This window comes from Streptomyces sp. NRRL F-6676, from assembly GCF_000725625.1.
Taxonomy (GTDB): domain Bacteria; phylum Actinomycetota; class Actinomycetes; order Streptomycetales; family Streptomycetaceae; genus Streptomyces.
Window position 1 is genome coordinate 223,063 of sequence record NZ_JOHS01000007.1, and the last position, 18,658, is coordinate 241,720.

Annotated in this window: 18 protein-coding genes and 1 pseudogene; 8 read left to right on the forward strand and 11 right to left on the reverse strand. The window is 73.4% G+C overall.

What is annotated here, in order from left to right:
• Positions 1–82 precede the first annotated feature (82 nt).
• Entirely contained in the window at positions 83–1,039 is a 957-nt protein-coding gene (locus IO29_RS06370) for an NAD(P)-dependent alcohol dehydrogenase (RefSeq protein WP_030382000.1), read from the reverse strand.
• A 103-nt stretch (positions 1,040–1,142) separates the two neighbouring features.
• On the opposite strand from IO29_RS06370, the gene IO29_RS06375 reads away from it, so the two are divergent.
• Together IO29_RS06375 and IO29_RS06380 are read left to right on the forward strand one after the other, a co-directional pair.
• The gene (locus IO29_RS06375) at positions 1,143–1,733 is read left to right on the forward strand and encodes a TetR/AcrR family transcriptional regulator (RefSeq protein ID WP_030382001.1); all 591 of its coding nucleotides are present in this window, start codon (positions 1,143–1,145) and stop codon (positions 1,731–1,733) included.
• 75 nt (positions 1,734–1,808) lie between these two features.
• Positions 1,809–2,630 carry a MerR family transcriptional regulator gene (locus IO29_RS06380; protein WP_030382002.1) on the forward strand — a complete coding sequence of 274 codons (822 nt, stop codon included), beginning with the start codon at positions 1,809–1,811 and terminating at the stop codon, positions 2,628–2,630.
• Positions 2,631–2,680: 50 nt separating this feature from the next.
• Here IO29_RS06380 and IO29_RS38445 read toward each other — a convergent pair whose 3' ends face one another.
• Positions 2,681–3,199: a hypothetical protein gene (locus IO29_RS38445; protein ID WP_030382003.1), complete on the reverse strand. Its 519-nt coding sequence runs from the start codon at positions 3,197–3,199 to the stop codon at positions 2,681–2,683.
• A 249-nt stretch (positions 3,200–3,448) separates the two neighbouring features.
• On the opposite strand from IO29_RS38445, the gene IO29_RS06390 reads away from it, so the two are divergent.
• A complete protein-coding gene (locus IO29_RS06390; RefSeq protein ID WP_030382004.1) occupies positions 3,449–4,777 on the forward strand; it encodes a GDSL-type esterase/lipase family protein in 1,329 nt (442 codons plus the stop codon).
• A gap of 4 nt (positions 4,778–4,781) precedes the next feature.
• Here the strand turns inward: IO29_RS06390 and IO29_RS06395 are convergent, their stop codons facing one another.
• On the reverse strand, positions 4,782–5,759 hold the full coding sequence (locus tag IO29_RS06395) for an alpha/beta hydrolase family protein (RefSeq protein WP_063738120.1): 978 nt from the start codon (positions 5,757–5,759) through the stop codon (positions 4,782–4,784).
• A gap of 181 nt (positions 5,760–5,940) precedes the next feature.
• Here IO29_RS06395 and IO29_RS06400 point away from each other — a divergent pair, with 181 nt between their 5' ends.
• Positions 5,941–6,312: a MerR family transcriptional regulator gene (locus IO29_RS06400; protein WP_030382006.1), complete on the forward strand. Its 372-nt coding sequence runs from the start codon at positions 5,941–5,943 to the stop codon at positions 6,310–6,312.
• Positions 6,313–6,392: 80 nt separating this feature from the next.
• Here the strand turns inward: IO29_RS06400 and IO29_RS06405 are convergent, their stop codons facing one another.
• Positions 6,393–6,803, reverse strand: a complete 411-nt coding sequence (locus tag IO29_RS06405) for a TIGR03618 family F420-dependent PPOX class oxidoreductase (protein ID WP_030382007.1) — start codon at positions 6,801–6,803, stop codon at positions 6,393–6,395.
• Between the two features lie 173 nt (positions 6,804–6,976).
• Between IO29_RS06405 and htpG the strand changes: the two genes are divergently transcribed.
• Positions 6,977–8,923 carry a molecular chaperone HtpG gene (htpG, locus tag IO29_RS06410; protein WP_030382008.1) on the forward strand — a complete coding sequence of 649 codons (1,947 nt, stop codon included), beginning with the start codon at positions 6,977–6,979 and terminating at the stop codon, positions 8,921–8,923.
• Between the two features lie 126 nt (positions 8,924–9,049).
• On the opposite strand, the pseudogene IO29_RS36360 reads toward htpG, so the two are convergent.
• The 5 genes and pseudogenes from IO29_RS36360 to IO29_RS06435 all read right to left on the reverse strand — a co-directional run.
• A pseudogene (locus tag IO29_RS36360) lies at positions 9,050–9,799 on the reverse strand (STM4011 family radical SAM protein); the annotation flags it as partial.
• 10 nt (positions 9,800–9,809) lie between these two features.
• The gene (locus IO29_RS06420; RefSeq protein WP_030382010.1) at positions 9,810–11,180 is read right to left on the reverse strand and encodes an STM4012 family radical SAM protein; all 1,371 of its coding nucleotides are present in this window, start codon (positions 11,178–11,180) and stop codon (positions 9,810–9,812) included.
• Entirely contained in the window at positions 11,177–11,992 is an 816-nt protein-coding gene (locus tag IO29_RS06425) for an STM4013/SEN3800 family hydrolase (RefSeq protein WP_030382011.1), read from the reverse strand. Before IO29_RS06425 ends, IO29_RS06420 begins: the two co-directional genes overlap by 4 nt.
• A gap of 81 nt (positions 11,993–12,073) precedes the next feature.
• Entirely contained in the window at positions 12,074–13,318 is a 1,245-nt protein-coding gene (locus tag IO29_RS06430) for an STM4014 family protein (protein ID WP_030382012.1), read from the reverse strand.
• On the reverse strand, positions 13,315–14,274 hold the full coding sequence (locus IO29_RS06435) for an STM4015 family protein (RefSeq protein WP_106969699.1): 960 nt from the start codon (positions 14,272–14,274) through the stop codon (positions 13,315–13,317). The genes IO29_RS06430 and IO29_RS06435 overlap by 4 nt, the downstream gene beginning before the upstream one ends.
• A 203-nt stretch (positions 14,275–14,477) precedes the next feature.
• On the opposite strand from IO29_RS06435, the gene IO29_RS06440 reads away from it, so the two are divergent.
• Both IO29_RS06440 and IO29_RS06445 read left to right on the forward strand, forming a co-directional pair.
• Positions 14,478–14,804 (forward strand): hypothetical protein, encoded by a 327-nt coding sequence (locus IO29_RS06440; RefSeq protein WP_006140196.1) that lies wholly within the window; start codon positions 14,478–14,480, stop codon positions 14,802–14,804.
• A 103-nt stretch (positions 14,805–14,907) separates the two neighbouring features.
• Positions 14,908–16,074: a DUF6745 domain-containing protein gene (locus tag IO29_RS06445; RefSeq protein ID WP_078618459.1), complete on the forward strand. Its 1,167-nt coding sequence runs from the start codon at positions 14,908–14,910 to the stop codon at positions 16,072–16,074.
• 7 nt (positions 16,075–16,081) lie between these two features.
• On the opposite strand, the gene IO29_RS06450 is transcribed toward IO29_RS06445, so the two are convergent.
• A complete protein-coding gene (locus IO29_RS06450; RefSeq protein ID WP_030382015.1) occupies positions 16,082–16,903 on the reverse strand; it encodes an alpha/beta fold hydrolase in 822 nt (273 codons plus the stop codon).
• Positions 16,904–16,941: 38 nt separating this feature from the next.
• Positions 16,942–17,523, reverse strand: a complete 582-nt coding sequence (locus IO29_RS06455; RefSeq protein WP_030382016.1) for a TetR/AcrR family transcriptional regulator — start codon at positions 17,521–17,523, stop codon at positions 16,942–16,944.
• 194 nt (positions 17,524–17,717) lie between these two features.
• Between IO29_RS06455 and IO29_RS06460 the strand changes: the two genes are divergently transcribed.
• Positions 17,718–18,653: an alpha/beta hydrolase family protein gene (locus tag IO29_RS06460; RefSeq protein ID WP_051707278.1), complete on the forward strand. Its 936-nt coding sequence runs from the start codon at positions 17,718–17,720 to the stop codon at positions 18,651–18,653.
• Positions 18,654–18,658 lie beyond the last annotated feature (5 nt).

The following is an 18,658-nucleotide window of genomic DNA, read 5'->3' on the forward strand; positions in this document are numbered from 1 at the left end:
CTCCCGAGTGATGCCGGTCACATCGCCGGAGTCACGTCCCCGGGCGGGTCACGCCTCGGCGTGTGTCACGTCTCCGCCCCGGTCACGACTGCCGCAGGTCGATCACGTACTTGCCGCGCACACCGCCCGCCTCGAGCCTGCGGTGGGCCTCCGCGATGTCGGCGAGCGGGAGGACCGTGTCGACGACCGGGCGGATGCTGCCCGCCTCGACGAGCCGCGTGAGTTCGGCGATCCGTTCGGCGGACGGGTTGTTGCTGAAGCACTTGAGGCGTCGGGGCGAGACGGCGGCCCGCAGGACGAGGCCGAGCATGGAGCCGATGAGGTGCTCCGCGTCGAAGGCGAGGGCGACCATGCGGCCCCGCGGAGTCAGCAGCGCCCGGTAGGCGCCGAGGTCCGTACCCACCACGTCGAGGACGACGTCGAAGCGGCCGAGGTCCGCCGGGCGGGTCGTGCGGTAGTCAAGGACGGTGTCGGCGCCGAGCTCCTTGACCAGGTCGAGGTTGCGGGCCCCGGCGAGGCCGGTGACCTCGGCACCGAGCGCCTTGCCGAGCTGGACGGCGACGCTGCCGACGCCCCCGGCGGCTCCGCGCACCAGCAGCCGTTCGCCGGCGGCGAGGGCGGCCTTGTCCGTCAGCGCGGTGACGGCCGTGGTGCCCGACACCGGCAGCGCGGCCGCCTGCGTCAGGTCCAGGTTCTCCGGTGCGCCGGCGAGGCGCCGCTCGGGCACGACGACGTACTCGGCGACGGCCCCGAACGTCATGTGCGGCATGAGCCCCCACACCGCGTCGCCCGCCCGCCGGCCGTCCACCCCGTCGCCCACCTGCGCGACGCGGCCGGCGAAGCCGGTTCCCGTGCCGCGGGGGAAGGACGCGCGGCCGACCCGGCGCAGTCCGCCCGCGCGCAAGAACGTCTCCGCCGCGCACACGCACGCGGCGTGCACCTCGACGAGCACCTCTCCCGGTCCGGGCCGGGGCGTGGGCACCTCCACGATCCGTAATACCTCGGGGGGTCCGTACCGGTCGTACCGCACCGCACGCATGGCATCTCCTCGCCCTCACGGGACATAAGTGGGGTGGGACCCCACTCCCGGTCCGCTAGGCTACCGGGAGACGTGCCCCACTTGGCAAAGGCGGGAAGTGACCGTGCCCGACACCGCAGCGCGACGGCCCCTGCGCGCCGACGCCCGGCGCAACCACGAGCGCATCGTCGCCGCCGCCCACGAGGCGTTCGCGGCCCATGGAGCCGGTGCCTCGCTGGAAGAGATCGCCCGCCGGGCGGGGGTCGGCTCGGCGACCCTGCACCGGCACTTCCCCTCCCGGTGGTCGCTGCTGGACGCCGTCTTCCGCGACCGCGTCGAGGCCCTCTGCGCCAAGGCGCACCAGTACGCGCGGGAGAGCGAACCCGGCACCGCCCTCTTCTCCTGGCTGCGGGACTTCAACGCCTACGCGGCCACCAGCCGCGGTCTGGTCGCCTCGCTCGTGCACGACGGCCGGGACCCGGGGCCGGTGCGGCAGCAGGACGGCTGCATCACGATGATCACCGCCGCGGCCGGCGAACTGCTGCGCCAGGCACAGCGGTCGGGCGCGGCCCGCCCCGGCATCCGCATCGAGGATCTGCTCGCACTCGTCAGCACCATCTCACTCGCCACCGAGCACCAGGACGACGACGAACAGGCGCGCCGGCTCCTGGACATCGCGATCGACGGCGTGCGCGCGGAGCACCGGGAGCACTGACCCACGCCGGGACGACCCGGTCACCGGGCGGCGCTTGACCCTCACACCGTGTCAGGCGGTCCACTCGGAGACATCATGTTCACCATCGGAGACTTCGCCCGGCACGGCCGCGTCTCGGTCCGGATGCTGCGTCACTACGACGCGACCGGTCTGCTGTGCCCGGCCCACGTCGACCCCGTCAACGGCTACCGCCACTACACCGCCGGCCAACTCGCCCGCCTCAACCGGATCGTCGCGCTGAAGGACCTCGGCTTCACCCTGCGCCAGGTCCGGGACATCGTCGACGAGAAGCTGGGCGCCGAGGAGCTGCGCGGCATGCTGCGGCTGCGGCGGGCCGAACTGGAGGCCGCCGTGGCCGAGACGCGGGCGCGGCTGGTCCAGGTCGAGGCGAGGCTCCGAGCGATCGAGAGCGAGGGGCACATGCCCACGAACGACGTCGTCCTCACCGCCGTCCCCACCCTCCGGGTGGCGGAACTGACCGCGACCGCCGCGAGCTTCGGGCCCGAGCACATCGGCCCGGTCATCGGCCCGCTCTACGACGAACTGTTCCGGCGCCTGGAGGCGGCGGGCGTCACGCCGACGGGGCCCGGTGTCGCGTACTACGAGGACGCCCCGGAGGGCGGCGGCCGGATCACCGTCCACGCCGCCGTCCAGGTCTCCGCCCCGCTCCAGGACGGCGACTTCCGGATCCTCGACCTCCCTGCCCTGGAGCAGGCGGCCACCATCGTCCACCGCGGCTCGATGGACACCGTCCTCTCCACCGCCCAGACCCTGGCCCACTGGACCGACGCCCACGGCTACCGCCCGACGGGCTACCCCCGCGAGATCAACCTGGAGTGCCCCGAGGACCGCGACGCCTGGGTGACCGAACTCCAGGCCCCGGTGACGCGGACCTGACACCAGGGCCCCACGGCGGGCGTGGCGACGGCACCCCGCCGCGCCCGCCGTCACCAGAGCCCGTAGGGCTCCCTCGCCGCCGCCCGGCGCAGAATTCCCCGGGTGGAGCCCATCCCGTACCTGTCCACGTCGCTGGAGAGCGCGGCCGCGTCCAGGAGCAGCGGCCGGATGTCGACACCGGCGTCCCGTGCCTGTGCGCACAGATCGTTCAGGTCGACCATCATGTCCCGGGTGTCACCGCCCTGGTCCTGGACGGACAGCTCCAGCAGACGCCGCGTGAAGCCCTCGGCCGTGGGTGTGAAGGGCAGCGACGTCGCCCAGCGGAAGGAGTCGCAGCGGGCGAGGAGCGCGCGCAGGGCCGCCCGGGTGTCCTCGTCGCCCTCCTCGTAGCAGCGGAGCACCTCCCGCAGCGCCGTCTCGGCCTCGGCCCTGACCCCCGCCTCGTCCAGCGGGTGCGGGGCCTCCCGCATGGCGCGCGGCCATTCCGGGTCGGTCATGTCCACCGGTCGCGTGGCGATGGGCTCGATGCGGGCGTCGATGAGCGCGACCCGTTCCGCGAGCTCGGTCATTTCCCTCAACCACGCCTCCCCACCCCTGCGTTCGCCGGACATGGTGCGGCGCTGTCATGCCCAGTCCTCCCCTGTCGCACGCCCTCTCAACCGTGCTTCGTCCCGCGCCGTCGGTGCGTCCACGCACTGTTTCGGGGTGGGGCGATGGTGTCTAGGATGCGGAAGTCGTCACAGTGGCCCGGAACGGATCCGCCCCATGGCCCGCGCGCAGATGACCGCACCCGTCCGCTCACGTCGGAAGGCACCCCCATGCGTCCACTGTTCGCCCGCGTGCTCCACCCCGCCCGGACCCGCCGCACCAGACGTGTCGCGGCCGCGCTGGCCCTGACCGTCGCCTCGTCGGTCATCGCCACGTCCGCGACCACCGCGGCCGCCCCCGCCGAGGCCGCCGCCGGCCAACACGGCCGCGACCACGGCTGGTTCACCTCGTGGGCCACCTCCCAGCAGCACCTGTCCGGCACCCCGCTGCGCGAGCGGTCCGTGCGCATGATCACCCACCTCAGCCAGGGCGGTGACGCGCTGCGCGTGCGCGTCCAGAACACCTTCGGCGACACCCCCCTCACCGTCGACGCGGCCACGGTGGCCCGCACCACCGGCAAGAGCGCCGCGACGGAAGGCACCCCACGCACCGTCACGTTCGACGGCCGGCGCACGGTCGTCGTCCCGGCCCACGGCGAGGTGTGGAGCGACAGCACCCGGCTCACCACCAAGGCCCAGGGCGACGTCGCGGTGTCGCTGTCCGTCTCCGGTACGGCACCCGCCGGCCGGCACGACAGCGCGTTCCGCACCAACTACCTCACCCCGCCCGGCTCCGGCGACCACACCGCCGACGCGAGCGGTGCGGCGTACACCGAGAAGACGGAGTCCACCTACCTGGTGAGCGCCGTCGACGTGCACAACACCCGGCTGCGCGGCACCCTCGTCGCCTTCGGCAGCTCGGTCGTGGACGGCACCGGTTCCACCAGCTGCGGCCCGGGCTGCGAGCGCCCGGGCGAGAACCTGCGCTGGACGGACGACCTGGCCCGGCGCATCACCACCGAACTCCCCGCCTCGCGTCAGTTCGCCGTCGCCAACGAAGGCATCGGCGGCACCACCAGCGCCGCCACCTGCCCCGGCATCGGTGACTCGCTCCGCGGCCTGGACGCCGCCTCCCGGCTGGAGCGGGACGTCCTCGCACTGCACGGAGTCACCGGCGTCCTCTACTACTACGGCACCAACGACCTCGCGGACGGCTGCGACGCCGACCAGACCCTCGCCAGCTACCGCGAGGTCTTCCAGCGGCTGCGGGACGCGGGGATCAAGGTGTACGTCACGCCCATCACCCCCCGCCCCGGCTACAGCGACCGGAACAACCGCGACCGGCACACCGTCGGCACGTTCGTGTCGACGTGGAACAACTGCACCGGCACCTGCGACGGCGTCCTCCCCTTCGACCAGGTGCTGGCGGACCCGGTGAAGCCGAACAGCATCGACCCGGCGTACGACCTCGGCGACGGCATCCACGCCAACATCGCCGGCCAGCAGGCCCTGGCCGATGTCATCTCGCTCCCGATGCTCGCGGCTTCGGCCCGCCGCTGACGTCCTACCGCGCGGATGCTCCGCCCGGCTCCCTGGTCTCCAGGCGGGCCCGGGCGATGGCACCGTCGCCCCCGTCGCCGGCGAGCGCCCTGCGCGCCGCCGCCCAGGCCGCGTCGTCGATCCCGAGGGCGTGGCGCAGATAGGCCCAGGTGACGCGCTGGAGCAGGGCGACACGCACGGGGTCCGCGTCCGTCGTCTCGGCGGCCTCGTAGCCGGGGATCCCGCCCAGGGAGTGCTCGGCCCCGACCAGAGTGAGCAGACTCTTCCCGCCCGGGCTCATGGTGTAGGCGTCCGTCATCCAGTCCGGCCCCCGGTGGGACAGCGGGGAGTCGTCCCGGTCGCCGGCGACGACCAGGGCCGGCGTCGTCATACGGGCGAAACTCGGGTTGAGGAAGGGGAAGTTGCCGGCCGCGAAGGGGGTCAGGTCGGCGCCGCCCTTCCCGGCCGTGGCGAGGAGGACGCCCGCCCTGATCCGCGCGTCGGACAGGTCGTCCTCCTCCTTCCCGGTCACCGGGTCGAGGACGCGCAGACCGAGGAGGTTGCCGGTCGTCTGGCCGCCGAAGGAGTGCCCGGCCGCGGCGACACGGTCCCGGTCGACACGTCCGCGGAGGCCGGGGACGGCGGCCTCCAGCACATCGAGGTGGTCCAGGACGCGCTTCATGTCCTCGACCCGGATCCGCCACAGCCGCGGTGTGCGGGGGTCGTCCTGGGGCAGGCCGACGGTACGGGAGTCGAGGTGAGTGGGCTGGATCACCACGAAGCCGTGCGCGGCCCAGAAGTCGGCCAGCGGCCCGTAGCCGTCCAGCGAGGAGCCGTAGCCGTGGGAGAAGAGGACGACGGGAAGTGCGCCCCCGGTCACCGGCGCGGAGATCCTGACTCGCAGATCGATACCACGGTCGGGCGATTCCAGCGTCACCGGCTTGACCGAGACGACGGGGACGGCGGCGGTGAGGTGAGCATCGATTGCCGACATAGCGGACATGTCGTTTTCGGGCACGGGAAGATCCTCTTTCGGAGGGTGGAAGCAGAAGGGGAGGCCGCCGGACGGGCAGGGCACTGCCCCGCCCCGCACCCCAACGGGGGCGGATGCGGCGAGGACTACGCTAAAAGCTCACGTCGACGTCAGGAGCAAGCCCCGGCGTCCGTCCGCCCCGGAGGCATCGATGCGCATCGGCGAACTCGCCGCCCTCACGGGCGTCAGCGTGCGGGCTCTGCGGTACTACGAGGAGCAGGAACTGCTCGCCGCCGAGCGCGGTCCCGGCGGCCGGCGCCGGTACCCGGACGACGCGGTCGACCGCGTCCGGCTGATCCAGCGGCTGTACGCGGCGGGTCTGTCGAGCCGGACGATCAGGGAGCTGCTGCCGCGCGCGGCGGACGGCGAGGCCACACCGGAGCTCCTCGACCGGCTCTCCGCCGAGCGGCGGCGGCTCGACGGGCGGATCGACGACCTCGTGAGCACCCGGGGCGCACTGGACGAGGTGATCGCCCTCGCCACCGACAGCCGGCGGACGGGCCGCCGCTGCCCCCAGCACTGACCGCCGCCGGCGCCCACCTCACCGACCGCCGCGGCCCCGCACCACTCACCACCACTGACTGCCGCGCGAAGATCCCGCGCCTACCAGCCGGACGGCTTCACCGTGCCCATGACCCGGTCGACGGCGACCTCGATGACCACCCGCTCGGGGTTGGGCCGCGGCGGCTTGTACCGCTCGGCGTACCGGTGTTCGGCCTCGGCGACGGAGGCGGCGTCGTCGCGGACGACGGCGACCCCCTCCAGCGTGCACCACCGGCGGCCGTCGACCTGGCTGAGGGCGACCCGTGCGCCCGCCGCACCGGCGGCGAGGACGTTGCGGACCTTCCTGCTGCCCCCGCTGCTGATGACCCGCGCGGTCCGCGTCGCGGGATCGTAGGTGACGCCGACCGGCACCTGGTGCGGTGTCCCGTCGGGACGCGGGGTGACGAGGAAGCAGACCCGGCGCTCCTGCCAGAACGCGTCACCGGGTGCGGACGGGCTGTCGGCGGACACGTGATCTCCTCGTGCGAAGGCGAGCGGTACGGCGGGCGGTGGACCGCCCGGCCGCCCCGGGGACGACCGCACTCATCCTAGGAGCGCCGGGAACGGATCCGTCCCGCCGCCCGGCTGTTTTAAAGTGACGTCGACCCATACCGGTGACCCGACCTGTGAGGTGAACGCCAGCCATGCCGGCCGAAACGTTTGAGTTCCAAGTAGAGGCCCGTCAGCTGCTCCAGCTGATGATCCACTCGGTCTACTCGAACAAGGACGTCTTCCTGCGCGAAATCGTCTCGAACGCCTCCGACGCACTGGACAAGCTGCGGCTGGAGGCGCTCCGCGACGACACCCTCGACGCCGACACGAGCGATCTGCACATCGAGATCGAGACCGACCCGGACGCCCGGACGCTCACCGTGCGGGACAACGGCATCGGGATGTCGTACGACGAGGTCGGACGGCTCATCGGCACCATCGCCAACTCGGGGACCGCCGAGTTCCTGCGGGAACTGCGCGAGGCCAAGAAGAGCGCCGAGGAAGGCACCAAGGAGGGCGGCGGTGACGCCGACGGCGCCGAAGGGCTCATCGGCCAGTTCGGCGTCGGCTTCTACTCCGGCTTCATGGTGGCCGACGAGATGACCGTGGTGACCCGCCGGGCCGGCGAGTCGCAGGGCACCCGCTGGAGTTCGCGCGGCGAGGGCACGTACAGCCTGGAGAAGGTCGACGAGGCCCCGCAGGGCACCGCCGTCACCCTGCACCTCAAGCCGGCCGACCCCGACGACCAGCTCCACGACTACACCTCCCCGTACACGATCCGCGAGATCGTCAAGCGGTACTCCGACTTCATCACCTGGCCCATCCGGATGGCCGGGGCGAAGACGGAGGGCGGCGAGGCGGGCGAGGACGGGGACGCGCAGGCCGCGCCCGAGACGCTGAACTCGATGAAGGCGCTGTGGGCGCGCCCGCAGAACGAGGTGTCCGACGACGAGTACCACGAGCTGTACAAGCACATCGGCCACGACTGGCGTCCCCCGCTGGAGACCATCCGCTTCCAGGCCGAGGGCACGTTCGAGTACCAGGCGCTGCTGTTCCTCCCGGAGCACGCCCCGCACGACCTGTTCACGCGCGGCTACCGGCACGGACTACAGCTCTATGTGAAGCGCGTCCTCATCATGGACGACTGCGAGGCGCTGCTGCCGTCCTACCTGCGGTTCGTCAAGGGTGTCGTGGACGCGCAGGACCTCTCGCTCAACGTCTCCCGCGAGATCCTCCAGCAGGACCGGCACATCCGCATGATCCAGCGGCGGCTCACCAAGAAGGTGCTGTCCTCGCTCAAGGACATGAAGGCCAAGAGCCCCGAGCGGTTCGCCACGTTCTGGCGGGAGTTCGGGACGGCGGTCAAGGAGGGGCTGGTCACCGACTCCGACAGCCGGGACGCGATCCTCGCCGTCACCACCCTCGCCAGCACGCACGGCGAGGAGCCGACCACCCTCCAGGAGTACGTGGAGCGGATGCGGGACGGCCAGGACGACATCTACTACATGACCGGCGAGTCCCGGCAGAGCATCGAGAGCTCTCCGCACATGGAGGCGCTGCGTGCCCGGGACGTCGAGGTGCTGCTCCTCACCGACCCGGTCGACGAGGTGTGGGTCGACACCGTCGGCGAGTTCGAGGGCAAGCGGCTGCGCTCGGTCGCCAAGGGCGAGGTCGACCCCGTCCCGGACGAGAAGAGCGAGGAGGAGCGCGAGAAGCAGGGCGAGGAGTACGCCGCGCTGCTCGGCTGGATGAAGGAGCAGTTGGCGGCGGAGGTCAAGGACGTCCGGCTGTCGGCACGGCTCACCACCTCCCCCGCCTGTGTCGTCTCCGACTCCGACGACCTCTCCCCCGCGCTGGAGAACATGTACCGCGCGATGGGCCAGGAGGTGCCGAAGGTGAAGCGCATCCTGGAACTCAACGCCGGGCACCCGCTGGTGAGCGCCCTGAACCGGGCGTACGGGGAGCGCGAGGACCGCGGCGGTCTGGTGGAGACCGCCGAGCTGCTGCACACCCTGGCCGTGCTCGCCGAGGGCGGCCGGCCGGAGGAGCCCGGACGGTTCGTCAGGGCGGTGGCCGACCGCCTGGCGCACACGCTCTGACACCCCGGCCGGTCGCCTCGCGAACGGGCGCCGGCACTCCTGCCCGTTCCGTCCCGCCCGCCGTACCGGCTCACCCGGTACGGCGGGCCCCCGGCCCCCCCCGCCGGCGGGGGGGGGGGGCGGCCGGACGGCGAGCGGGCAGGGGCGGGGGCGCAGTGCGGCGCGGTAGGAGCCGTCGTAGAGGTTGCCGAGTTCGGCGCGGACGAAGTGGCAGCGGCGGACGGTGCCCTCGCCGTCGACGGAGATCACCGACTCGCCGGTGCGGCAGGGCAGTCCGGCGCTGGCGTGCGGGTGGCGGCTGTAGGGGAAGAGGGGGTCCAGGGCCGTCCAGAGGCCGGCCTCGGCGTCGGTGTAGGTGTGGTCCTCGGCCGCGTTGATCCACAGGTAGACGTGGTCGGGCAGGTCCGCGCGGAGCCGGCGGGCGGCGTCGAGGTGTGCGGGCAGGCCGACGACGCCGACGCTGAACCGGACGCCCCGGTCGGCCAGTTCGCGGCACTTGCCGAGGAAGCGGTCGTAGGGGGTCTGGCCCGGGTGGTACGTGCACCACAGGGCGAGGGTGTCGGGGTCGGCCCCGGCGAGCCAGTCGGTGCGGCAGCTGAGGTTGGTCTGGATGGCGACGCGGCGGATGTGCGGCAGGTGCGACAGTTCGGCGAGGGTCCGCCGGTACCAGGAACGGACCAGGCCCTCTCCCCACGGGGTGAACAGCAGGGAGAGGCGGTCGTCCTTCTGGTCGGCGGCCCAGTGCGCGAAGCGTTCCAGGGCGGCGCGGTCGGCGCGGAGCTGGGCGGTGGAGTCGCGGCGCTTGGCGAACGGGCAGTACGGGCAGTCGTAGTCGCAGGAGGCGAGCGGCCCCCGGTACAGGACGGTCAGGTCCATGGGCGGCGGGTCACTTCCTCTCGTACGCGGCCATGGCGGCGCGCACGGCCGGGGAGAACAGCAGCGGTCCCACGGCGTCGGAGTGGGCCAGCCCCTCGGGCGTGAGACGCAGCCGGCCGTCGGCGGCGGAGAGCCAGCCCCGGTCGGCGAGCACGTCCAGCTCGGTGCCGAAGTCGTCGGCGGGGGCCTGTCCGAAGCGGGTGCGGTAGTCGCTCTCGGTCATGCCCTCGGCCTGGAGGAGGGACTGAAGGAGGTGCCGGCGGCGGGCCTCGTGGGCGTCCATCCGGTGGCCGACCTCGGCGCGGGTGAAGTCCTCGGTGGCGACGTAGTCGTCGATGATGCCGCGGATGGCGTGCATGCCGACGGCGTAGTCGAAGGAGTAGTGGAGCCCGGCGGTGTACGAGCGGGCGCCGCAGCCGAGGCCGATCATGCCGTCGGTCTGGCAGGCGTAGTCGTCCGCGCCCTGGGACGGGGCGTCCGCGCGGCGGAACATCCGCATGGACTGCTGGGTGTAGCCGCGGGCGAGCAGGTGGTCGCGGCCGGCGCGGTACAGGCGCAGCCGCTGGGCGTCCCAGGCCGGGTCGCCGCCGGGTCCGGAGAGGGCACGGTGGCGGTCGAGGCCGGTGAGGGGGCGGACGTAGAGCGGGTAGAGGTAGAGCTCCTCGGGGTTCCAGGCGAGGGCGGCGTCCAGGGACTGGCGCCAGGTGTCCTCGGTCTGGCCGTCGATGCCGTAGATCAGGTCGATGTTGAGCACCGGGATGCGGGCGTCGCGGATCCGGCCGAGTGCCGCCTCGACGTCGGCGCGGCGCTGGGGGCGTACGGCGGCGCGGGCCTCGGCCTCGACGAAGCTCTGCACGCCGAGGCTGAGCCGGGTGGCTCCCCGGGCGGCCAGGACGGCGAGGCGGTCGGCGGTGGCCGTGGCGGGTGAGGCCTCGACGGAGAGGGGGATCGCGTCCAGCCGGGCGCCCATGCGCGACTCGGCGATGTCGCACAGGCGTTCAAGCTCGCGCGCGGTGAGGAAGGTGGGCGTTCCGCCGCCGAACGCGGCGGTGGCGAACCGGATGTCCTCGCTGTCACCGAGCGCGTCGCGCACGGCGTCGGCCTGGCGTTCGAGGGCGTCCAGGTAGGCGCCGGTGAGTCCGTCGGGGGCGCCGATGCGGGTGAAGAGGTTGCAGAAGCCGCAGCGTACTTCGCAGAAGGGGATGTGCAGATAGAGGGAGAGGGCGCTCTTGTCCTCCGCCGCCCACAGGGACGTCAGGGTGGGGCGGTCGGGGAGCCGGCGGTAGGCGCTCTTGTGGGGGTAGGCGTAGACGTAGTGCTGGTAGGGGGTGTCCGGCGGTGCGGTAGTGGCCGGGGTCGTGAGGGTCGGGGCTGTCGTCATCGGTGGGCCTCGGCGGGGTCGAGGAAGAAGTGGGCGTAGGGCACGGTCCACACACAGGGGTGGCCGAGGCGGTGACCGGTGTAGCCGTCGTCGCCGTAGGCGGTGCCGTGGTCGGAGCAGACGATGGCGAAGCATTGGCGGCGGGAGGCGGCGGCCGCGAACAGGCGGCCGATGTGCCGGTCGACGTACTCCAGGGCGGCGGCGTGCGTCCGCCGGGTGTCGCCGGCCTCGCGGGTGGCGCCGGGCAGGTGGAACCAGTTGGGCTGGTGCAGCGCGGAGACGTTGACGAAGAGGAACAGCCGCTGTCCGGCGGGGAGCCGGGCGACGACCTGCTCGGCCCGGTCGATCTGGTGCTCGAAGGAGTGGGGCGAGGTGACGCCGAACTCCGGTTCCCAGTGCGACTCCTGGAAGAGGCCGGGGAGCACGGAGCCGAGCGGGCCCTGTCCGTTGAAGAAGCCCACGCCGCCGACGCACACCGTGCGGTAGCCCTGCCGGGCCAGTCCGGAGACGAGGTCGGGGGTGTCGTAGACGAAGGTGCCGGGCGCGGTGCTCTCGCTGCCGGCGAAGCTCGCCGCGAACAGCCGCGGATGCGGGCCGGGTCCGGCCGGGGTGGGCAGGAAGCCCGCGAAGATGGCCTGGTGGGAGGCGTAGGTGAAGCTGCCGGGCGCGTGCCGCTCCTCCCAGCGGCCGCCGGGGAGGTGGCGGGCGAGGTTCGGCAGCCGGCCCTGTTCGGCCAGTTCGACGGCCACGTCGTGGCGCAGGGTGTCGAGGGTGACCAGCAGGATGTCGTGGTCGCCGACGATGGAGTTCATGTCGGGGGACGGTGGGCCGGGCGGACCGGGTGTGGCCGGTGGGCCGGGTGCGGTGGGTTGGTGCATGGGTGGTCCTGTTCGTTACGGATGTCGCAGGTGTTGCGGTTGTGGCGCGCTGTGGCGGGTGGTGCCCGCCGGGTCCTGGGTGCCGTGGCCGTGCAGGGCGGCCGCGACCTGTGCCGCGTACGTGTCGGCCCCCTCCGCGCCGCTGCCGGGCAGACCGGTCAGCCCGGGCAGCAGGTCGCCGAAGGCGTTCACCTCGCCGACGAAGGCCCTGCGCCAGCCGATCGCGGGCAGCAGGTCCACGCCGACGCACAGGGTGCGCGGGAAGCAGGCCGCGGCCCGCTCGCACACCTGGAGCAGGTCCACCCAGCGGGCGCCCGCGGTCTCCACCGCCTCGCGCACCGCGTCGAGATCCCCGCGCCGGCCGCCGAGGTGGAGGTTGGTCATCGGGGTACGGCTGGTGCGGACCACGGCGTGGGTGGCCCGGCCGGCCACCACGACCACCCTCAGGTCGGCCGCGCGGCCCTGCTGGGAGGCCTTGGGCAGCCAGCGTTCCAGGTGCAGCCCGTCGGGTGCGAGGGCGTCGACGATCGCGGCGATCTCCTGTTCGCTCTCGTAGCGGCGCACCTTGAGGGAGTTGTAGAGCCGGCCGTCCGGGGTCCGTTCCACCGAGGTGGTGGCCCGGATCCGGCCGCCGCCGCCCGTCTCGACGGCCAGGACCCCCGAGGCGGACGAGCCGTGCGCGAGCTTCACGAACGCACGCGGCATCCGGTGGGCGCGCATCAGCGACCGCACGTCGTCCCAGCCGCGCACCGGGGCGGCGTCCGGGCCCGCTCCCGAGGTGGGCGAGGCGGGGACCGGAACACCGGCCGCCCGGAGGACGGCGTGGCAGCGGCGTTTGTCGAACAGCACCGCGAGGTCGCCGGGGTCGTCCAGGCGGACACCGCCGCGCAGGGTGCCCACCGCGGCCGTGAAGCGCGCGTACCAGCGGGCCGAGCCCTCCACACGGGCGGGATCCTCGACGTCCCGCAGCAGGCGGTCGGTCTCGGGGTCCTCGCCCGGCGAGTCGAGGCGCACGATCTCGTCGGCGGCGAAGTCCGCGCCTCCCTCGCGCAGCACGTCGAGCCACGGCACGACGCGCGGACCGGGCAGCCCGGCCGCGCGCACCGCCTGCGCGAACAGCGTCACCCGGCGGTTGCCGGGGTTGCCGATCACTGTCAGGCGCCGGCCGTGCGGCGGCGGCACGGCCGATGACCCGGCCGGCGGGACCGCGGACGGCACCGGGCGCACCGTCCGCCGTCCCGCCACGTAGGGGAGGCTCATTCGCCCACGGCGATGTAGCGCCACACGGTGCCGTCGTCCTCCGTGTCCTCGTCGGCGTCGCCCCGTTCCAGTTCGAGCTCCACGCCCGCCGGCTCCAGCACCTGGCGGAGGCGGTCCCGCATGGGCTCGCTGAGGTAGTTGTGGTGCAGGTCGAGCCTGCGGAGATGGGTCAGCGGCTGTCCGCCGAGGAGCGCGGCGGCGCCCTCGTCCGTCAGTACGCCCATGGACATGTCCAGCACCTCGAGCCGGGCCACGACCGGGGCGGCCGCGACGGCCGCGGCCACCGCGTCCTGCATCTCGCTGTTGCGCAGGGCGAGATGGCGCAGCTTCGGCAGGCGCGCGCCGGAGAGGATGGGCTCCAGGTCGGTGACCTCGCTGTCGCCGCTGTAGTCGGGGGTGCCGAGCCACAGGTCGAGGTGTTCGAGCGCGGGCAGGTCGCTGGCGCCGATCCCCCGCACCACCACGGCGGGCAGCCCGCCGGCCTGCGCCTGGAGCCGGCGCAGGCCCTCGTGGCGCAGCGCGGTGAACTCCAGTCCGGTACCGCCGCGCACCCCGAACTCCTCCAGCGCCGGGTAGGCGGCGAGCAGCGGGCTGACGTCGTTCTGGTTGATCCACGATATCTCGGCCTCCTCCATCGCGATGTCGCCGAGGAAGATCGCGCGCAGCGCCGGGAAACGGTCCCGCGCGGCCACCAACGCCTCGATGACTTCGGAGGAGTCACGTTCGTACGGCTCCGACCAGGAGCCCACGATCAGCGCCCGTACACGGGTGGTGTCGACGCCGGCGCAAAACCGCCCGAACGCCTTGGGCCACTCCTCGTCCACCTCGTACACGCGGCTGCTCACGCGCCATGCGACGGAGTCGGCGGCGGGCAGGCCGTCCAGGGGCTCGTCGGGGGCCGGGAAGTCGTGGGCGGGCAAGCCGTACAGCGTCTCGATCTCGTCGGCGTCGTACACGCGCATGCTCCTTGGCAGTTGATTGAGCGGTCTCGCGATTGCCGCAGTTCTACCAAGAGCCACTGACACTCGCCGTCGGCGGGGCGGACGGACCCCGGTGCGGGGGCGGATCGGGCGGCGGTGCGGGGGGCGTTGTCAGTGGTGGGTCCTACGGTGTCGTTCATGAGGCCGGTGCGCGGTGCACCCGGCCGGAGGGGAGAGCCATGTACCGGCAGGGAGACGTACTGATCGTGCCCGTCGCGGAGGAAGCGGTCCCGGCTCATGTGGCCCACGCGCCGAGGGAGCGGCGGGACGCGCGGGGCCGGCTCGTGCTGGCGCTCGGCGAGGTCACGGGACACGCCCACGCGGTCGTCGGACCGGGCGAGTTGATACGCGAGCCGGGTCCGTTCGGGCCGATGCTGCTGCATCTGCCCCGGGGCGGCCGGGTGGTGCACGAGGAGCATGCGGTGATCACGCTGCCCGAGGGCTGGTTCCGGGTCATCAGGCAGCGGGAGTACGTGCCCGGGTCCGTGCGCATCGTGGCGGACTGAGCGGGTGCGCGGCGCCGGCGCGGAGCGGACGGACGCGGGTGTGGGCGCCGGCGCGGGGCCGGAAGACATGAGGGACACGACGATGAGCGGGAGCGGAACGGACATGAGCGGGGCGGGCATGAGCGGGGCGGGCATGGACAGCGGGGCGGACGGGAACGGCGTGACGGCCGCCGCCGGGACGGAGCCGGAGAACGGCGGCGCCGTGAACGCGACGTCGGCGGACGACGGTTCGGCGGACGCCACTTCGACGGACGACGGCTCCGTCGACGGCCTGGGCACGTGGCGCGCGTGGGCGCGGGCCACCGTCCCCGCCGACCGCGCGGCGGCCGAGGCGGGCGTCCGGGCGGCCTACCGGGAGGCCGGGCTCCCCGAGCCCGAGCGGATCGTGTGGGCCGGGTCCCCGCGCGCGGCCGTGTCGTTGATACGGGAGCTGACCGACCGGGGCGCCTGCGTCCGGGACGCGGTCCGTGACGCCCCCTGGGCCGCCGAACGCGCCCGGCTGCACGCCGAGTTGGGCGCCGGCGGCTGGTCGGAGCACTGGGCGGCGACGGGCGGCCGGCTGTGGGAGTCCACGCAGGCGCTGGTGGACCGGATCAGGACCGGGGTGCTGGAGGATCTGGCCGGCGGGACGACGGGCAAGGAGGCGACGGCGATACGGCTGCTGCTCCTGGAGGCGGTGCTCGGGCAGCACGACGCGCCGTGGCTCGCCGCGTTCGCCCCGGCCGGCGGCCCGTTCGAGGCACTGACCGAGGTGTGCCGCGGCGCCGGCTGGTGGTGGCCGTACGCCCGGGTCGCCGTGATGTCGGAACGGCCCGTGTCGCTGCACCAGGACGAGGCGGGGCGGCTGGACAACGGGGAGGGCCCCGCCCTGGCCTACCCGGACGGCTTCGCCCTGCACGCCTGGCGCGGCATGCCGGTCCCGGCCGACTTCCTCACCGAACTGGCGACGCTGACGCCGGTACGGATCCACAAGGAGGAGAACGCCGAACTGCGGCGCGTGATGCTGGAGTACTACGGCTACGACCGCTACCTCAAGGACTCCGACGCCAAGCCCCTGCACCGCGACGAGACCGGCACCCTGTGGCGCATCGACCTCGTAGGTGACGAACCGCTGGTGATGGTGGAGGTGCTCAACTCCACCCCCGAGCCGGACGGCACGCACCGCACCTACTGGCTCCGCGTGCCCCCGAGGACCCGCACGGCGAAGGAGGGGGTGGCCTGGACGTTCGGTGTCGACGCGGAGGTGTACGCGCCGTCGCAGCAGACCTGACGCACGGTCAGCCCGGGGCGCCGGGCGGCCGGCCCCCGTCGGCGAGAAACCGCGAGATCAGCTCGTACAGAACCCCGGGCCGTTCCAGATGCAGGTCGTGTCCGGTGCCGGGGACACTGACGGACGTCATGTCGGGGCGCTGCCGCAGCAGTTCACCGATCTCCGCGGGCGCGAGGAGGCTCGACCGGGCCAGGACGAGCAGGGTGGGGCAGGCGACCCCTCGCCACTCGCGGGCGAAGGAGCGCCTGGCCGGTTCAGTCAGTGAGCCGACCATGACATCCCGGTCGAAGCGCGGCCACAGCAGTCCGCCGCGCCGCTCGAGGCCGTCCGCCCAGCCCTCGCCGACGGGCCCGCCGCCGAAGAACCGGACCGCTGCGTCGCGCGAGGAGAAGGGCACCGGCCACGAGTCCAGCCACGCCCCGATGCGGGCCGGGGCGTCCGGGTTCGGCTCGCCCGCTCCGGCTTCGACGAGGACGAGCGCGCGGACCAGTCCGGGATGCCGTGCGGCGGTGAGGACGGCCGTGTGCCCGCCGAGCGACTGACCGACCAGGACGGGTGAGTCCAGGCCCAACCGGTCCGCCACGGCGACGACATCCGTGACGTACGCGTCACGGGAGACGTCCGGCGGGAGGCGTTCGCTCGCGCCGTGCCCGCGCTGGTCCACCGCGACGACCCGGTGCGTGGCGCTCAGCCGCGCGGCCAGGGCGTCCCATTCGCCGGCGTGGCCGGCCAGCCCGTGCAGCAGCACCACCGGCGGTCCGCCGCCGCCCCAGTCCCGGCAGACCAGCCGTACGCCGTCCCGGACGACCGTGCGCTCCGTCCACGTCATCCCCGCCCCCCTTCCTCACCGTCCCGTACCCCTTTCCCTCAGCCCTGTTCACGCAGGCCCGCGACGAGGAGGCGGACGAGCAGTCGCGCGTCGTAGTCGGGGTCGCGCTCGGCGCCGATGCAGAGGTTGCCGATGCCGTGCAGGAACTGCGGCGCGTCGAGGCCCGGGCGGATCTCACCGGCGGCCACGGCCGCGTCGAGGAGGTCCGCGCACACCGGCAGCAGCCGGTCGAGGAAGTAGGTGTGCAGGGTCTCGAAACGGGTGCTGTCGGTGCGCAATGCGGCGGCCAGGCCGTGTTTGGTGACCAGGAAGTCGACGAAGAGGTCCACCCAGCGCGCGAGGGCGGCGTGCGGTGTCGGAGCGGAGGCCAGCAGGGCCGGTCCGGCCTCGACGCAGGCGTCGACCTGGTGCCGGTAGACGGCGATGACGAGGTCGGCCCGGGTGGGGAAGTGCCGGTAGAGCGTGCCCATGCCGACGCCGGCCCTGGCCGCGATGTCGCGCACGGGCGCGTCCACTCCCGAGGCGACGAAGACCTCGGCGGCCGCGTCCAGCAGCGTCTGCTCATTGCGCCGGGCGTCCTTGCGCCTGGCCCCGGCCACCCGTGTGGCGCCGTCGTTCACCGGGGCGCTCCCTTCTCGCACATCGGCGGATCGCGGGAACATTGCGAAGCGGAGCAACGTTCCGTATCGTGAGCGGAGCAACGTTCCGCTTCTGCCCATCCTGGCAGCCGCAGGGCGTGGCGTCCATCCGCGCGCCCCGGCGCTCCCTGGGGACGCCTCACTCACCAACGCATACCGAACGGAAGGCTCGACCCATGCCGAACACGGCCGACCTGCGGGAGACCGCTCCCCCGCCCACCCCTGTGGTCTCCCTGCGCCCGGTCCTCCTGCCCGCCCCGGGACGCGGCGACGACCTCCAGGTCCGCGTCTCCGCCCCCGCGAGCGGCGGTGACCTGCCGATCGTCGTCTTCTCGCACGGCTTCGGCGGATCGATGAACGACTACGGTCCGCTGGTGGACTACTGGGCCGCCTCCGGTTTCGCGGTCGTGCAGCCCACCCACCTCGATTCCCGGACGCTCGCCCTTCCCCCCGAGGACCCCCGCACGCCGCGCATCTGGCGTCACCGCATCGAGGACCTGGTCCGCGTGCTGGACCACCTCCCCCTGCTGGAAGCCGCGGTGCCGGGCCTCGCCGGGCGGCTCGACCACGGCAGGATCGCCGTGGCCGGCCATTCCTGGGGCGCTCAGTCGGTGAGCACCCTGCTGGGCGCGCGCGTCCTGGACGACGAGGGCGTGCCCGGCGAGGACATGACCGACGGCCGGGTCACGGCGGGCGTTCTGCTGGCGCTGACCGGCCTCGGGGACAGTCTGACGCCGTTCGCCGCGGAGAACTTCTCCTTCATGAAGCCCTCGTTCGACGGGATGACCGCGCCGGCCCTCATCGTCGCCGGGGACAACGACCAGTCCCTCCTCTCCACCCGCGGTCCGGACTGGTTCACCGACCCCTACGTCTACAGCCCGGCCCCGAAGAGCCTGCTCACGCTGTCCGGGGCGGAGCACTCGCTCGGCGGCATCTACGGCCAGGAGGTGACGTCGACGACGGACGAGAGCCCCGCGCGCGTCGCGCTGATCCAGCGGCTCACGACGGCCTTCCTGCGCGACGCCCTCGTTCCGGGCGACACCGGCTGGCAGGCGGCGGCCGCCGCGCTGGAGGAGGGGCGAAACCCCCTGGGGAAGCTGGAGAGCAAGTAGTACGG

Bases quoted from the DNA above. Each gene is read 5' to 3' on its own strand.
- IO29_RS38445 (WP_030382003.1), bottom strand. From the start codon at position 3,199: ATGACCGAGCTCGCGGAACGGGTCGCGCTCATCGACGCCCGCATCGAG.
- IO29_RS06380 (WP_030382002.1), top strand. From the start codon at position 1,809: ATGTTCACCATCGGAGACTTCGCCCGGCACGGCCGCGTCTCGGTCCGG.
- IO29_RS06460 (WP_051707278.1), top strand. From the start codon at position 17,718: ATGCCGAACACGGCCGACCTGCGGGAGACCGCTCCCCCGCCCACCCCT.
- IO29_RS06420 (WP_030382010.1), bottom strand. From the start codon at position 11,180: ATGACGACAGCCCCGACCCTCACGACCCCGGCCACTACCGCACCGCCG.
- IO29_RS06445 (WP_078618459.1), top strand. From the start codon at position 14,908: ATGAGCGGGGCGGGCATGAGCGGGGCGGGCATGGACAGCGGGGCGGAC.
- IO29_RS06400 (WP_030382006.1), top strand. From the start codon at position 5,941: ATGCGCATCGGCGAACTCGCCGCCCTCACGGGCGTCAGCGTGCGGGCT.
- IO29_RS06425 (WP_030382011.1), bottom strand. From the start codon at position 11,992: ATGAACTCCATCGTCGGCGACCACGACATCCTGCTGGTCACCCTCGAC.
- IO29_RS06440 (WP_006140196.1), top strand. From the start codon at position 14,478: ATGTACCGGCAGGGAGACGTACTGATCGTGCCCGTCGCGGAGGAAGCG.
- IO29_RS06450 (WP_030382015.1), bottom strand. From the start codon at position 16,903: ATGACGTGGACGGAGCGCACGGTCGTCCGGGACGGCGTACGGCTGGTC.
- htpG (WP_030382008.1), top strand. From the start codon at position 6,977: ATGCCGGCCGAAACGTTTGAGTTCCAAGTAGAGGCCCGTCAGCTGCTC.
- IO29_RS06390 (WP_030382004.1), top strand. From the start codon at position 3,449: ATGCGTCCACTGTTCGCCCGCGTGCTCCACCCCGCCCGGACCCGCCGC.
- IO29_RS06430 (WP_030382012.1), bottom strand. From the start codon at position 13,318: ATGAGCCTCCCCTACGTGGCGGGACGGCGGACGGTGCGCCCGGTGCCG.
- IO29_RS06370 (WP_030382000.1), bottom strand. From the start codon at position 1,039: ATGCGTGCGGTGCGGTACGACCGGTACGGACCCCCCGAGGTATTACGG.
- IO29_RS06395 (WP_063738120.1), bottom strand. From the start codon at position 5,759: ATGTCCGCTATGTCGGCAATCGATGCTCACCTCACCGCCGCCGTCCCC.